This is a genomic window from Paraburkholderia domus (assembly GCF_905220705.1).
Taxonomy (GTDB): domain Bacteria; phylum Pseudomonadota; class Gammaproteobacteria; order Burkholderiales; family Burkholderiaceae; genus Paraburkholderia; species Paraburkholderia domus.
This window is the reverse complement of record NZ_CAJNAT010000011.1, coordinates 188,742-202,280: the sequence shown is the minus strand read 5'-3', so window position 1 is coordinate 202,280 and position 13,539 is coordinate 188,742. Positions and strand designations below refer to the sequence as shown.

Here is a 13,539-nt window from a genome sequence, read left to right as displayed (position 1 = left end):
CCCACAGTCTATTCTGGACACTCACAAATGCAAGCGATTTTCAAAATAAAAGTCCAGACTGGACTTTTTGACTTTAGAATTGCGCTGACGCCGCAAGCCGGCAACGATGTGGAGAGCAGGCCCATGAGCAGCACAAACACAGTATTCCCGTTGATCGTCCAGCAGGACGCGGTGCGCAACGCGCTGCCTCATCTCGATGTCCGCGGCGCGTTGACACGCATGTTTCTCGCCCTTGCGAACGACTCCGCGGTGCAACCACCCCAGACCTTCACCCCCTTTCCGCAAGGAGCCGGCGATTTCATTACGTACCTCGGGGTCATGGCGGACGCCAAGGTATTCGGCGCGAAGTTGTCGCCGTACATCGTGACTGAATCGAAACCCGTTATTACGGCGTGGACCGCACTGATGTCGATGGAAACGGGCCAGCCTTTGATGTGGTGCGATGCGGGGTTGCTCACCATCGAGCGCACTGCCGGCGCGACCGCGCTCGCAGTGGATCACCTTGCGGTGGCCGACGCGCGCCGGCTTGCCATCGTCGGCGCAGGCGCGGTGGGACAGGCGCATTTGCGCCACCTCGCGGCGCTACGGCCGTGGGACTCGATCAGCATGTTTTCACCCGAGCTTACGGGGAATGAATCGAAGCGTGCCGCGCTCAGTGCGCTTCATGAACGCGTGCTGGTTTGCACGAGGCTTGAAGATTGCGTGCGCGATGCCGATGTCGTGGCGTTGTGCACGTCCTCAGGCACACCGGTACTGTCGGAAAACATGCTGACGAAGCCGGCGCTCATTACGTCGATCAGCACGAACGTCGCGAATGCACACGAAATTCCGCCCGCGTGGCTTCCGGACATGGACGTCTATTGCGACTACCGTCAAACCACGCCTGCCAGCGCGGGGGAAATGAAATTGGCGGCGCAGTTGCACGACTGGTCGCCGCAAAGCGTGCTCGGCGACCTGTCTGAGTTGGTGTCCGGCAAAGCCAGCAAACCCTCCCGGCGGCAACACGCGTTCTTTCGCTCGATTGGACTCGGACTGGAAGACGTGGCGATCGCCTACGAACTATTCAGGCACGTAGCCGGGCAACGAGGCGATTGAGAAAGCGCAATCTGGCAAGCCGGCGAGCGTCCTGTGAGAAATGAAAATACGGGCTGTCTTCTCCCTGGTTCTTAACGACCGGGTTGAGCGCTGCCGGCTGGCGGGTGCGTCGCTCATGGCAAAATGGCGCACAACAAGCGGATTCGCAGCATCGTGGCGCAACACGTTGCAGACTTTCCGAAAACTGGAATTTGCCCCCTATGCGCAAGACTAAGACAACGGCCGCACGCAAGCTTCTTCTGGATCGATATGGCCGTGTCGCCGACGGTATCGCGCTGCTCTTTTTTCCCTACGTCGAAATCGTTATCCATGACTTGCAAAGTCAGACCGTTGCTTACATAGCGAATAACCTGTCCAAGCGCGAACTGGGCGACGAATCGGCACTGGAAGAAATCGACCATTCGGCGGAATCAGGCACGATCGGTCCATACGAAAAGATCAATTGGGATGGCAGGCGGATGCGCTGTGTCAGCACAGTACTCTTCGACGATGCTGGCGCTGCCGTTGGTGTGATGTGCGTGAACTACAACATCGCGGTCTTTGAAGACATGAAACATGTCATCGACCGCGTAATCTCCGGCGCCGGCGTAATCAAGCAGCCCGAGGAGTTATTCAAGGACGACTGGCAGGAACGTATCAACACGTTTCTCCACGCGTGGCTTCAGGAGCGCCAGCTGGCGCTGAACTCACTGACCCGCGACCATCGTCGCGAACTGGTCGAAGCGCTTTGGGCCGAAGGAGCGTTCAAGGGGAAAAGTGCTGCAAACTATGTGGCAAACGTGCTGGGGATGGGGCGCGCGACCGTGTATCAACACATTAGAGATCTACGAGACACGGCGGCCTGAGAAAGCGCGGATAGGTGCTGCTAATTTCTGATTATGGTGATGAGGCTGCTGCGCGGCCTGATCGCTGCGTCGGCAATGAGCCGGGCGCCCGGCCCTTAGTCTTAACCGGTTGATCGACGCGCCACCGCTCTACCCAGCGGCGCGTCGATACTACTCAGCCCTTATTGGCCAGTATATCCGAGCGGAACAGTCGCATTGGCCTTGGCAACCGTCGCATTGCTCGAGACGATGTACTGCGGCACCTCGGTGAGGGTCAGCGTGACCTGGCCGTTGGTATAGGCAAGCGTGCTGGTATTGCCGTAACCATCGATCTTCGTCACGTTGCCCGATGTACCGGCGCTGTCGACCTGAAGCGTATAGCTCGTCGAGTAGGTCTGGCTATAAAGCCCACTGCTCGCAGGCCATTGCGCATTGCTGTGCGCCCACGCAGCTGTCACCACCTTGCCATTGCCGAGTTGCTGGAACGCATACGCAAAGGTTCCGGACGGTGCACCCGTGACCCGGCCCAATGTATTCGTGCCGTCCAGCACACGCGTCATCGTGGCGAAGGCCATTGCTTCGGGCTTCGGCGAGAGGTTCGTCGCGCCGAACGCGCCTTGCGCGTCATTCAGGTCGAAGAACGAGCCGTATCCCACTTCGCCCGGATAGTCGGGACCGTAGAACAGCGTCGTCAACTGTGCACCACCGCCAAGCGTAATGATGTGCGACCGCACGCCAACCGCGGACTGGGCAAACAGCTGGTTCTGCGACGGCACCGTGGGACCGTAGTTAAGACCCGGATCGTAGCTCGTGCCTGCTTCTGTGACGAAGAGCTTCATGTTCGGCTTACCCGCCTGCATGACCGAACGCAACTGCGAGATCTGGTTATCGAGTGCATTCGCCTGGTTCGCCGTATTCGGGTCGGAGTCCTGCAATTCAGGCGGATGAGCCGGAAACGTGCCCGCATTCCAGTAGCCATGCGTTGAGACTGCATCGATGTAATTCCACAGTCCCAGCGCACCGAGCGTCTGCAGATAGCCAGTTGTGCAGGTGTCGCAATTCGCGGGGAACGGGTTGGTGGGGCCCATCACGACGGCATTCGGATCGGTCGAGTGAATGCCCTGGTACGCGGCCTTGTACATGGCGACGAAGTTCGCATTGCTATCCGCCCAGCCGAGGCTCGGCTCCCACGTCACCTGATAGTAATTATTTTGTTGGTTCGGGTAGTTCGCAGCACGAATCAGGCTCGTATCGGTACCGACCTTGGCCATGAAGCTCTGGAACTCAGGCATGTTCAACGGCGCGTAGTAGCTGTCGTTGAACTGACCCGTCTTCGAATCCCAAGCAGGCAGTCCGTCAAGACGCACGATGCGCATCTGATCAGGATTCGCCTTATAGAACGGATCGAGGTCGTTCACGCTCGGCGTGTACGTGTTGGGGCCGTTGGGTTCCATGGCCGATACTTCGCGGTCGTCGATGGTCCACGAGATGCCCAGATCATGCAGCGCGGCGATGTTGCCGTTGAAGCCCTGCATGCCGAAACGGTGCTGATCCTGATGCGCATACGTGACGGTGCCCAGTACCGGCGTCAGGTTCGGCAACACGCCGAACGTCGCGATACCCACAGGACGCGTTCCGGAGTTCGGCAACGTTCCGCCGTTCGAGCGCAGCGTCGCGGTAAGCGCGCCATAGCCGGACCACGTCGACGAGCACGGGATCGAGTTGGTTTGCACGCCGGCGCTAACCGCAAAACTTCCTTGCGTCTTGATCGCGCCGTTCGAGTCCGCTACGGACCAGACGACCGTATCCGCGCTCGGCGCGTTCGTCGTAATCGTGAGCTTGAACGCTGCGTTGTTCTGGAAAACGCGCAGGCCGTCGGTGGTGGGGGTGTCCGCGCTGATCACGCCGTTGGCGGTTCCGCCAGCCGTGTGTGTCGGCGTGCCGCACGAGAGGGTCGAACTGCCCGGAGCCGGAGTGGGAGCCGGAGTCGGAGCCGGAGTCGGAGTCGGAGTCGGAGTCGGAGTCGGTGTCGGAGCCGGAGCCGGAGCCGGTGCCGGTGCCGGTGCCGGAGTCGGAGTCGGAGTCGGAGTCGGAGTCGGAGTCGGAGTCGGAGCCGGAGCCGGTGCCGGTGCCGGAGTCGGTGCCGGAGTCGGAGTCGGTGCCGGGCTAGCCGAAGCCGCTCTCATCCAGCATGATTTGCCGTAGCCGTATGCGGGGTCCGTCTGCGAAACCGCGCCGACATAGCATCCGACACCGTTGCTGAAGGTAGCAGGGGCCGTCAACATGACCGACGGCGAGTTGGGCGGAACTGCGCCGAACACCACCGAGCCTGTTCCGAGGAAATTGCAGGTGCCGTTCTCTTGCGCGCACAACTTGTATTGCAGTCCTGCGACGGTGATGGTGCTTGTTGCAGCCTGTGCGTTCTCTGCACCAAACCATGCAAACACTGTTGCTGCGGCAACCCCCAGCAGTTTGAAATTTCTCGTCATTGTCCGTATATATCGCTAAAAGCAGGTTATCCCCGAGGAATGAGCAAGATCGATCTAAGTCGTCCCGCTTTGGCGTTCTTTTGAGTACTGAGAGAGTTGAAGCGGCGAACGCGATGATTGCGTTCATTGCTGATGAAGCTGACGCTTCCAATGTGCCGTTATCCGCTGGCAGATACCGTTAGGTATTCGAACGCAGGCCGACCGCCTTCGCGGCGACCACATGCTTGCCATTTCGACCTGTCACCGTTCAACAGATCAATATTACGTAATCCTTACTATTTACCCGAACGATTCACTCGTCGAAGTTCTACCAGTGGTTACACCCTTTGATCTGCCACGCCGAGCATTCAGATCGGCATGTAGCTGCGATTCGCGCGGTACACACCCGCGGTACACACCTATAGCGTGACAAGTTCTGTCAACATCCCGGCTAACGTCACAATCGATTCGATTGACGCACGGACAAAAAACATTCAAAAATGATTTATGGCGTGCAGACGGAGTGGCCGATAACATCCGACCCGTTTCGCGCTAATGGTCCAGCGCACCGTCTAAGTGACAAACAAATTTCCGCTCAGGGCGGGCAATCAATAAATTCAGGATATCTGACAGATTAATCAGACCATTTCGCTTTCGGTCTTGACGGACCATGCCAGTGCGAATCTGGTTATCCACCGCAAGCCGAATCGAGCCAACGACAGAGCAGCTGCGGCCGAAACCCGAAATTAATTGGGTTGCGGGCCTAATTCCACCAATACTGCACTTGTGAACGACACCGACAGATAGCGCTCAGGCGCGACCGATTCGCTCGCCACCGCGTTCTCATGAGGAAAGCTGACCCAGCGCCGCTAGAGCGCCTGCCCACGCAACCTTTACTGGATCGACGATACTTCGGCGCATGCCCGGTATGACTTACAGCAAGATTTTAGGCAGACGAATTATAAACGTTTCATCCGTGTAACGTGGCAACGACCCAAGGTGATAAGTAGTAGTTCAAAGAATCTTCCAAGAAACGCTCCCGACGGTTTTCCAAAGGTAGGGAAATGGAAAATCTCTGCCTCACCGACGTGCTGAAAACGCAAGTCTTTGACTCTTGCCGAAGGACGAAGCGCGGTCGGAACCACGGACAACCTCATTCATTTTCATATTATTAATATCAAATTGCTCAAGCGGTCGACTATCTGTCTGCGATGACTAAAAAACGCTAATTCAGTGAAGTGTGGAACACGCGCCGCGTCGTATTTCGTCTGAACATTTATAGATCTGTCCCGCCGGCATGCTTCGCAAGTTTCTGCGCGCTGACTCTGTTCAAGGATCGCCCCATCAGAACCTGACTGAGTCCGGTTTCAACATGTCCATGAACGCCCGCACCTTCGCACTCAACAAACGGCGCGAACTATAAAGCGCCCAGATTTCCACGGGCGAGCCCGCCTCCGCCCCCCAGCAAACGAGCCGTCCCGTCTGCACATCCTGTTCGACCAGCAAGCGAGGCAGGAGCGCCACTCCCACGCCCTGCAGCACCGCCTCGCGCACCATCAACAGCGATGACATCCGCAGCACCGGCATCGGCTTGATTACGCTCACACCGCCGCCTTCCGTGCACATGTTCCATAGCACACCGGACGACGCCGCCACCGACATGACCGCCGGCACCTCCAGTTCGCCTGCCTCGCTAGCAGGCGTCGACGGTATCGACATGGTCGGCGACGCGACCACGAGGCGCTCATCACCGAGAATGCGCCGCCCGACGAGTTGTTCGTCATGCGGTGGATCGATACGAATCACCAGGTCATAGCCGTCCTCTACCGGATCCGCAACGCGGTCTTCTGCAATGACTTCGAGTTCGACCTGCGGATAGGCAAGCGCAAAACGCGCGGCGATCTGGCACAACGCAACATGCGCAAAAACGACCGGCGCGCTGATACGCAACCGCCCGCGCGGAACCGGCGCACGCGACGCCACCGCTTCACCCGCTTCCTGAATCTCCGTCATGAGCCCACGCGTGCGCTCATGGAGTGCGAGACCTTCCTCAGTCAGACGCAGCCTGCGCGCGCCCCGCTCGATCAGCCGCACACCGAGGTCCTCCTCCAACTCGGCCACACGCCGCGACAGGGTGGCCTTGGGACGGTCGAGCGCGCGACTGGCAGGCCCGAAGCCGCCGTGCAGCGCGACAGCATTGAAATCTGCCAGCGACGTTAAATCCATGATCGTTCCATATGTGAGACGAGATGTCTTAATTCTGGCACTTTCGGCCACCTAATGGAACGACTATTGTTCGTCTCACGGACTAACCCAGTCCATTCAACCCCAGGAGAAAATCATGGCAATCCTTGTAACTGGCAGCACGGGCGTGATCGGCACGCAGGTTCTCAACCATCTGAACGGCAGCGGCGCCGAAGTGCGTGCGCTCACCCGCTCGCCGGAGAAAGGTCAATTTCCCGATGGCGTTACCGCAGTCAAGGGCGACCTGTCCGACATCGACACAGTGCGGCGCGCAATGAACGGAGTCAGCACGTTGTTCCTGCTGGCTCCCAACGCCGCGGACGAACTGACACAGGCGCTGCAGACCCTGAGCGTCGCGCGGGAGGCGGGCGTCAAAGGCATTGTTTATCTGTCGGTTTTCAAGGGCGCGGAGTATGTCGATGTGCCTCACTTCACCGGCAAGCACACGGTCGAGCGCATGATCGAGCACTGCGACCTGCCGGCGACGGTGCTGCGCCCCGCCTACTTCATCCAGAACGACGTCAGGCAGAAAGACCCGCTGCTGACGCACGGTGTCTACGGCATGCCGATTGGCGGCAAAGGCATTTCCATGGTCGATGTCCGCGATATCGGCGAAGCCGCTGCTCGCGAACTCCTACGCCGCGAACGCGCCGCCAATCCGCTGCCGCGTGAAACGTACGAACTCGTCGGCCCTGACGCGTTGACATCAGACACCATCGCTGCGATATGGGCGGAAGCACTGGGACGTCCGGTCCGCTACGGCGGCGACGATCTCGACACGCTCGAACAGCGTCTCAAGGCGGTCGCGCCGGGTTGGCTCGCCTACGACATGCGCCTGATGATGCGCCGGTATCAACAGGACGGCGCAGTCGCATCGAAAGCGGAGGTCGATCGCCTGGCTACGCTGCTCGGGCGGCAGCCGAGAGCCTACCGGGACTTCGCGAATGCCACGGCCGCCGCGTGGGCGAAAGGCTGATTGATCAGGATGGGCGAAGACCGCTGTTGAAAGACTGGCGCGCGAGCCGCGGGCGGTGCTGAAAGGTCCCGCCCGCTAGCACGCATACGTTCGGCCACGATCAGCGCTCGCGATTGCCGTTCAACCGTTCAGGTCAAAAATTCGATTGTCCGCGTCGACTCGATCAGATGACGCACCGGCCTCAATGCCCGTTGCAGAAGACCGCGGTGAGGAGAAACGGAATGACTTCGTGAACGACAGCATCGCTGCCCGCCCGGCGTACGCTCGCCTCAACCGATGTGGCGGAGCCGGTAACCACCACACCGTACGTTGAGGACTTAACCGGCTCGCCACTGCCCTGTTTGAAGATGGGATCGTTTTGCTCGTACCCGAAGACGCTATAAACGTGAAAGCCGAAGGCTGTCAGGTTGCTGCCACGCGTGGGTCGAAATGCGTTGACTGAGTTCGCTTCAATACGCATTGGCTTTGGATCGATCGACTGTTCGTCCAGAAGCGGTGCGATGAAATCATGCGGGCTCGATTGGCAGTCCAGCCGTGGATCGAGCGCATAGGCATTGCACACGGTCGGAAGGAATCCCACGCCCAGCGACGTAAGCGAGGTCAGCATGCAGAGAACGGACCGTTTCATCGTAATGGCGCGATGGTTCTGCTGGGTTACGCGAAAAATTCGAGGACATGCGGCAGCAGATCGTTGAGGCCCCAGAATCGTACGGCTGACCCGGCGAGTCTGTACGCTGACGCTCAGATCGATCCAGTCAGCCGTCGATGCGCGTCGCGCCCCCACCCAGCATGCGTAACACAGGAATCGAAGGGGCGCGCGCACCGATCATACGCAGGTGTCAGGAAAGATGATGCACTTCCTGCAGGCCATAAACCGGCGTCGCAATTCCCTCCATGCGCGCCTTCAATTGCAGAGATAGATATTGGGAGTAGTGGCGTGACTGATGCAGGTTGCCGCCGTGGAACCACAATGCCGGCTGCTGCGTGGGTTTCCACATGTTCCGTTGTTCGCCTTCCCAAGGCCCAGGATCCTTTGTCGTATTCGAACCCAGTCCCCACACCTTGCCCACTTTATCCGCCACGTCGCGCGAGATGAGATCGGCGGCCCAGCCGTTCATGGATCCATAGCCGGTTGCATAGACCACAAGATCCGCCTCGAGCTCGGTGCCGTCGCTTAGCAGGACGCCGTGCTCCTTCAGTTCGACGACATCGACGCCGCTCTTCAGCTTGATCTTGCCGTCCGCTACAAGGTCGGCTGCGCCAACATCGATGTAGTAACCCGACCCGCGCCGAAGATACTTCATGAAGAGCCCCGAGTCGTCATCTCCGAAGTCAAGCATGAAACCCCGTTTTTCCAGACGGTCGTAGAACGCCGCGTCGCGCTCCCTGATCGCGTCGAATACGGGCTTTTGAAATGTGTGCAGGATCTTGTACGGGATCGACGCAAATGTCAGGTCGGCTTTCGACGTCGTCATGCCTGACGCCACCGCGCGCTCGGAGTAAAGATCGCCGAGCGCAAACTCCATCAGCGAATCCGACTTCACGATATGCGTGGACGAACGCTGAACCATCGTGACGTCGACGCCCGCTTCCCACAACGCCGCGCAAATATCATGCGCAGAGTTGTTCGCGCCGATCACCACCACTTTCTTACCCTTGTACGCGTCGGGTCCCGGATGTTTCGACGAATGATGCTGTTCGCCCTTGAACACATCCATGCCTTTGAATGAGGGAAGGTTCGGCTTACCCGACATACCTGTAGCAAGCACGAGCTGTTTTGGCCGCAGCGTTAGTGTCTCACCGTCGTGCTCAACCTCGACCACCCATTCGGCTTTCGCTTCGTCGTATCGCGCCGACTTGCAAATAGTCGATCCCCAATAGTTCAACTCCATAACTTTGGTATACATCTCAAGCCAGTCGCCGATCTTGTCCTTCGGTGTAAACACCGGCCAGTTGTCGGGGAACGGCAAATAGGGCATGTGGTCATACCAGACCGGATCATGCAGACACAGCGACTTGTAGCGGTTACGCCAGGCATCGCCAGGACGCGGATTTTTATCGATGATGATCGTCGGCACACCCAGCTGGCGCAGACGCGCACCCAGTCCAATCCCACCCTGCCCGCCACCCACGATCAAACAGTAGGGTTGCTCCGCGCGACCGAGCGCTTGCGCTTCGGCTTCGCGACGTTCTTTCCAGCTCGTTCGATCCATGCGTGCGCCGTGATCCGCCCCCATCGGGCGCCGGTTGCCTTTGGGTTCCTCATGGCCTTTCAGTTCACCCATGGTGGTCAGCAAGGTCCAGATCAGGCCGTCCTTCACGCGGATAAAACCACTGCCGCGGGCGGCTTCCGTTTCGAACGTGATCCACGCTTGCGCTACGCCACCGGCTTCGGTCGGCACCTCATTTTCAGCAACCCTCAGCCTGGTAGGTTTAATGGCGTCGAGTTGTGCATCGAGCATGGCGCCGATCTGATCCTGGCCCTCCATGGTTTTGATATTCCAGGTGAAAGCAACGAGATCGCGCCAATAGCACTCGGGTTGAAACAACGCGACAGCCGCAGCGGTATCACCGCGTTTAAGCGCCGATTCCATGGATTCCAGAACATGTGTAATAGTCTGGCTTGCATTATTTTCAGGCATGGCTGCTCCTCCATTCGATATGGATTAGTGAAACTTCGAAGTAATGCGCGGGTTCTTTGCCCGCTGGATAACGGTGGACCGCTAGCGCCGGTGAGGCGGGACGATGCCGAACTTCGCGATCCGTCTATAAAGCGTCGCACGCGAGATGCCCAAGGTCCTGGCCGTCTCGTCCGGGTGCCATTTCGCATCCGTCAGAGCCGCGACGATGCGGTCGCGCTCAAGGGCGTCGATATCGGTGAGTGTGGGTTGCGCCTGGGCGGCGGGGTCCCGGGGTTTCGGCGCAGGTTGCCGTTGCGCGCGAATGACGGGTGGACGAACGCGCGCATAAAGAGGCGAGCCGTTGCCCACAAATTTCATCGAGACCATGTCGCGCCCGGGCCTGACATCGAGCAGACGTTCGGCGCGGACATCGAACAGCTCGGAGACAGGTCGCGGCAGCCGATCAAGGCCGGGCACGCACTCTTTTGCCCGGCGATTTGCGGCGACTGCATTCCCGCGAGCATCGAAGGCGATCAGAATCTCCGGTTGCGCTTCCACATAGTGGCGATTCCGGTGCGCCAGCAAAACCCAGTAATGCGTCGTGGCGTTGAGAAAGAAACTGTCTTCGATCAATACCGCGCTATGGCGCACGATATGGTTGATCAGACGCTGGCTCTCGCGTTCGTCAGGCGAGCGAATCGCCGATGCATCCAGCACGCCGATCAGTTCGCCGTCCAGTCCGAAGATGGGTGAAGCACTGCAGGTCAAGGAGGTAAAAGCGGCACGGAAATGATCCGTTTTATGAACCGTGATCGGTTGGGAATCGAGCAACACGGCCGCGACTCCACAGGTTCCCTCTTCCTGCTCGGACCAGCACGAACCTAAATAAAGTCCCGCACGTTTGAAGTCGTGGCGTCGATCCCGGTCAACGCGATAATCGATCGTCACGCCCTGAGCGTCAGTGAGCATCACGCAGTAGTCAGCTTCGCGTACCGTCTCATGCAGACGCGAGAGACACTCGCCTGACGCCCGCAGAACCGACTCTTCCCGGTGTTGTACGTCGCGCAATTCCGGCGCGCTCAGAATGCGCGGACCCTTTGTCAGGCCGGGATCGAGATGATATTGCTCCAGCGAGCGCCAATAGGACGAAACCAGCCGCGTAGCATCGCCGCCGCGATCAGGCATCCGGCCTTCGATCAACCTGCGGATCCGGTCGATGTGTCTCACTTGCGGAACATAGGGCATGAATGTCTCCGGTCAGCTGGGCGCGCGTCGCTGAGTGGCACGCTCAGGATGACTTTTAGCATGCGGGTTCCGGAAGATCACACTGCAGTGCAGCATCGGGCCGGATGAGACGTTTGTCTCAGTGTTCTTTTCGATTTGCGCTTCTACTGGCGCAGTGTTTTACAGCCGCCACGCGTCAAGATTTTGCTACCCTTGCGGCGGCTGCGATGCCGCGGTCCAAAGGCTGATCACAGTTTAACGCTGTGTGTCATACAACCGGTCTGGAATAAAAAACGCGGTTACGCCGCTTAGAAAGAAAACGCCACCGACCACGAGAAATCCGATGCCGATGGAAAACTGGGTGGCAATGTAGCCAATCACGATGGGCGCCGCACCCGAGCAAAAGCGACCGAGGTTATAGGAGCCGCCCACGGCTGTCCCACGGATAGATGTAGCGAAACTCTCGGACATGAAGGTGCCAATCGTCCCCAGCGGCACACCGTACAAAAACCCGAAGACAAGCATCAGGCACGCAATGTTCTCGCGCGTATGCCAGAAGATAATCACCGGCAGAAAGACTGCGGCGCCTACGCAGCCAAGGACATAAACACCACGCCGGCTCCAGCGGTCACCTAGCCATCCCGCCACGATCTTGCCAATGAAGGCGACTACGAAAGTGCCGATCATGTACCCGGCCATTGCGCCGAATTTGATGTGCAATTCCTTTTCGAGGTAAGTCGGCAACCAGTTGTTCAGACCGTAAAATCCGGACAGCGCGAATACGGAGGCTAAGGTCCACAGGATGAACAAGGTTCGCGACTGCCGGTTACTGAAAATCAGATAGTAGCGGTTGGTGCGATGCCCACGTTCGCCCTTGCGGTCGGCCACGCGGCTCGCCTGCCATGTTGCCGGTTCGGGCACGGCAAATTTTATTGCCAGCGCCAGCAGCACAGGAAGTGCCGATACGTAGTAGAGCGTACGCCAGCCGTAGTGCGGCAAAATCCAGTTGCTCAGCGAGATGACAACGATGTAGCCCGCGGAAATGCCCGTTTGCAAGATTCCAAGAATCAGTGAGCGCCGTTCCATGGGCACGTATTCGGCAACGAGTGTGGAGACCAGCACCATGCAACCGATGCCCAACGAACTGATAAACCGTACGACCGCAAATTCCAGAAAACTGTGCGTGAACCCCAGCAGGCCTGCTCCGAGCGAAAATAGCGCAAGTGCCCAGGCTACAACCCGTACCCGCCCGACGCGATCACTAGCCCAACCGCCCAGAATGCCGCCTATGGCCATGCCAACGAGGGTCAAGCTGCCCAACGCCCCCGCTTCGACATTGCTCAATCCAAATTCGTCCTTGATTCGCGTGAGCGTCAGCCCGTACATCATGACGTCTGCACCATCGGCCAGTAACGCAAGGTAGCTCAGGATGAAGACAAACACCCAGGTGTTCTGGGACTCAGCGGATCGGGTCAAGGCGGTTCTTGTAAGCATTTGATCGTAGTGAAGTCAGAGACGCATGACGCTATCGATGTGCATTACGTTGCACCTGATTAGCGCGGGCGCAAGGAAGGAGCCGATCAGCATGCCCATTTCTTCGTGCCTACTCGTGTACCACCCTTCCTTGTGCGTCATGTTCATCGTGCCGACGCAGACCCCGTCGTACGCGATCGGAATGTTCAATATCGATCCGAGTCCCATGCCAGTCATCACAGCGTGATCGTCGAACGCCTCCCGGATGCCTTGCGTCGTTTCTGCGCGAAATGGCCTGAGTTCCTGCAATACCTGGTTTGCCCACGCGGTGCCGTGTTTTCGCTTACGGCCTCCCACCGGGTACACGTCCGGCATGTTTGTATAGATGCGCTCGACCTCCTCGCGTTGCGCGTCGTAAGACATGATCGTGAAAAGGCCGAGGCCGATCACGCTCGCGGCCAGCGCGTGAACTGCACGGAAAATCTCCGTGGGTTGATTCTTCAGACGCATGACTATTGCAAGTCGTTCAAGGTCTGCAATGTCCAGCATTTGCAGGACTGGCGAGATTGGATCGATCGGATTGCCTGGCATTGTCTGTCTGTAAAGGATGGGAC

11 protein-coding genes are annotated in these 13,539 nt (G+C 58.6%); 4 read left to right on the top strand and 7 right to left on the bottom strand.

The window, feature by feature from the left end:
- The first annotated feature begins 123 nt into the window (after nucleotides 1-123).
- Both KHO31_RS20455 and KHO31_RS20450 read left to right on the top strand, forming a co-directional pair.
- Complete coding sequence (locus tag KHO31_RS20455; protein WP_211624037.1) at nucleotides 124-1,095, top strand: ornithine cyclodeaminase family protein; 972 nt, start codon at nucleotides 124-126, stop codon at nucleotides 1,093-1,095.
- A gap of 200 nt (nucleotides 1,096-1,295) precedes the next feature.
- A complete protein-coding gene (locus KHO31_RS20450; RefSeq protein ID WP_201074175.1) occupies nucleotides 1,296-1,940 on the top strand; it encodes a helix-turn-helix transcriptional regulator in 645 nt (214 codons plus the stop codon).
- Nucleotides 1,941-2,101: 161 nt separating this feature from the next.
- On the opposite strand, the gene KHO31_RS20445 is transcribed toward KHO31_RS20450, so the two are convergent.
- A complete protein-coding gene (locus KHO31_RS20445) occupies nucleotides 2,102-3,823 on the bottom strand; it encodes a hypothetical protein (RefSeq protein WP_236060735.1) in 1,722 nt (573 codons plus the stop codon).
- Between the two features lie 122 nt (nucleotides 3,824-3,945).
- Here KHO31_RS20445 and KHO31_RS39365 point away from each other — a divergent pair, with 122 nt between their 5' ends.
- A complete protein-coding gene (locus KHO31_RS39365; protein ID WP_236071359.1) occupies nucleotides 3,946-4,089 on the top strand; it encodes a hypothetical protein in 144 nt (47 codons plus the stop codon).
- Nucleotides 4,090-5,731: 1,642 nt separating this feature from the next.
- On the opposite strand, the gene KHO31_RS20440 is transcribed toward KHO31_RS39365, so the two are convergent.
- Nucleotides 5,732-6,613 (bottom strand): LysR family transcriptional regulator, encoded by an 882-nt coding sequence (locus tag KHO31_RS20440; RefSeq protein WP_211624033.1) that lies wholly within the window; start codon nucleotides 6,611-6,613, stop codon nucleotides 5,732-5,734.
- Between the two features lie 115 nt (nucleotides 6,614-6,728).
- Here KHO31_RS20440 and KHO31_RS20435 point away from each other — a divergent pair, with 115 nt between their 5' ends.
- Nucleotides 6,729-7,607, top strand: coding sequence for an NmrA/HSCARG family protein (locus KHO31_RS20435; protein ID WP_211624031.1), 879 nt, complete (start codon nucleotides 6,729-6,731; stop codon nucleotides 7,605-7,607).
- A 181-nt stretch (nucleotides 7,608-7,788) separates the two neighbouring features.
- On the opposite strand, the gene KHO31_RS20430 is transcribed toward KHO31_RS20435, so the two are convergent.
- The 5 genes from KHO31_RS20430 to KHO31_RS20410 all read right to left on the bottom strand — a co-directional run bounded on the left by KHO31_RS20430 (nucleotide 7,789) and on the right by KHO31_RS20410 (nucleotide 13,516).
- Entirely contained in the window at nucleotides 7,789-8,235 is a 447-nt protein-coding gene (locus KHO31_RS20430; RefSeq protein ID WP_211624029.1) for a hypothetical protein, read from the bottom strand.
- Between the two features lie 211 nt (nucleotides 8,236-8,446).
- The gene (locus tag KHO31_RS20425; protein ID WP_211624027.1) at nucleotides 8,447-10,249 is read right to left on the bottom strand and encodes an NAD(P)/FAD-dependent oxidoreductase; all 1,803 of its coding nucleotides are present in this window, start codon (nucleotides 10,247-10,249) and stop codon (nucleotides 8,447-8,449) included.
- Nucleotides 10,250-10,330: 81 nt separating this feature from the next.
- The gene (locus KHO31_RS20420) at nucleotides 10,331-11,473 is read right to left on the bottom strand and encodes a sigma-54-dependent Fis family transcriptional regulator (RefSeq protein ID WP_201074165.1); all 1,143 of its coding nucleotides are present in this window, start codon (nucleotides 11,471-11,473) and stop codon (nucleotides 10,331-10,333) included.
- Nucleotides 11,474-11,707: 234 nt separating this feature from the next.
- Complete coding sequence (locus KHO31_RS20415; RefSeq protein ID WP_201074163.1) at nucleotides 11,708-12,946, bottom strand: MFS transporter; 1,239 nt, start codon at nucleotides 12,944-12,946, stop codon at nucleotides 11,708-11,710.
- Between the two features lie 15 nt (nucleotides 12,947-12,961).
- Nucleotides 12,962-13,516, bottom strand: coding sequence for a GAF domain-containing protein (locus KHO31_RS20410; protein ID WP_201074161.1), 555 nt, complete (start codon nucleotides 13,514-13,516; stop codon nucleotides 12,962-12,964).
- Nucleotides 13,517-13,539: the final 23 nt, after the last annotated feature.

Excerpts from the sequence above, each read along its gene's own strand:
- KHO31_RS20455 (WP_211624037.1), top strand. The coding sequence starts at position 124 with ATGAGCAGCACAAACACAGTATTCCCGTTGATCGTCCAGCAGGACGCG.
- KHO31_RS20450 (WP_201074175.1), top strand. The coding sequence starts at position 1,296 with ATGCGCAAGACTAAGACAACGGCCGCACGCAAGCTTCTTCTGGATCGA.
- KHO31_RS20440 (WP_211624033.1), bottom strand. The coding sequence starts at position 6,613 with ATGGATTTAACGTCGCTGGCAGATTTCAATGCTGTCGCGCTGCACGGC.
- KHO31_RS20435 (WP_211624031.1), top strand. The coding sequence starts at position 6,729 with ATGGCAATCCTTGTAACTGGCAGCACGGGCGTGATCGGCACGCAGGTT.
- KHO31_RS20430 (WP_211624029.1), bottom strand. The coding sequence starts at position 8,235 with ATGAAACGGTCCGTTCTCTGCATGCTGACCTCGCTTACGTCGCTGGGC.
- KHO31_RS20425 (WP_211624027.1), bottom strand. The coding sequence starts at position 10,249 with ATGCCTGAAAATAATGCAAGCCAGACTATTACACATGTTCTGGAATCC.
- KHO31_RS20420 (WP_201074165.1), bottom strand. The coding sequence starts at position 11,473 with ATGCCCTATGTTCCGCAAGTGAGACACATCGACCGGATCCGCAGGTTG.
- KHO31_RS20415 (WP_201074163.1), bottom strand. The coding sequence starts at position 12,946 with ATGCTTACAAGAACCGCCTTGACCCGATCCGCTGAGTCCCAGAACACC.
- KHO31_RS20410 (WP_201074161.1), bottom strand. The coding sequence starts at position 13,516 with ATGCCAGGCAATCCGATCGATCCAATCTCGCCAGTCCTGCAAATGCTG.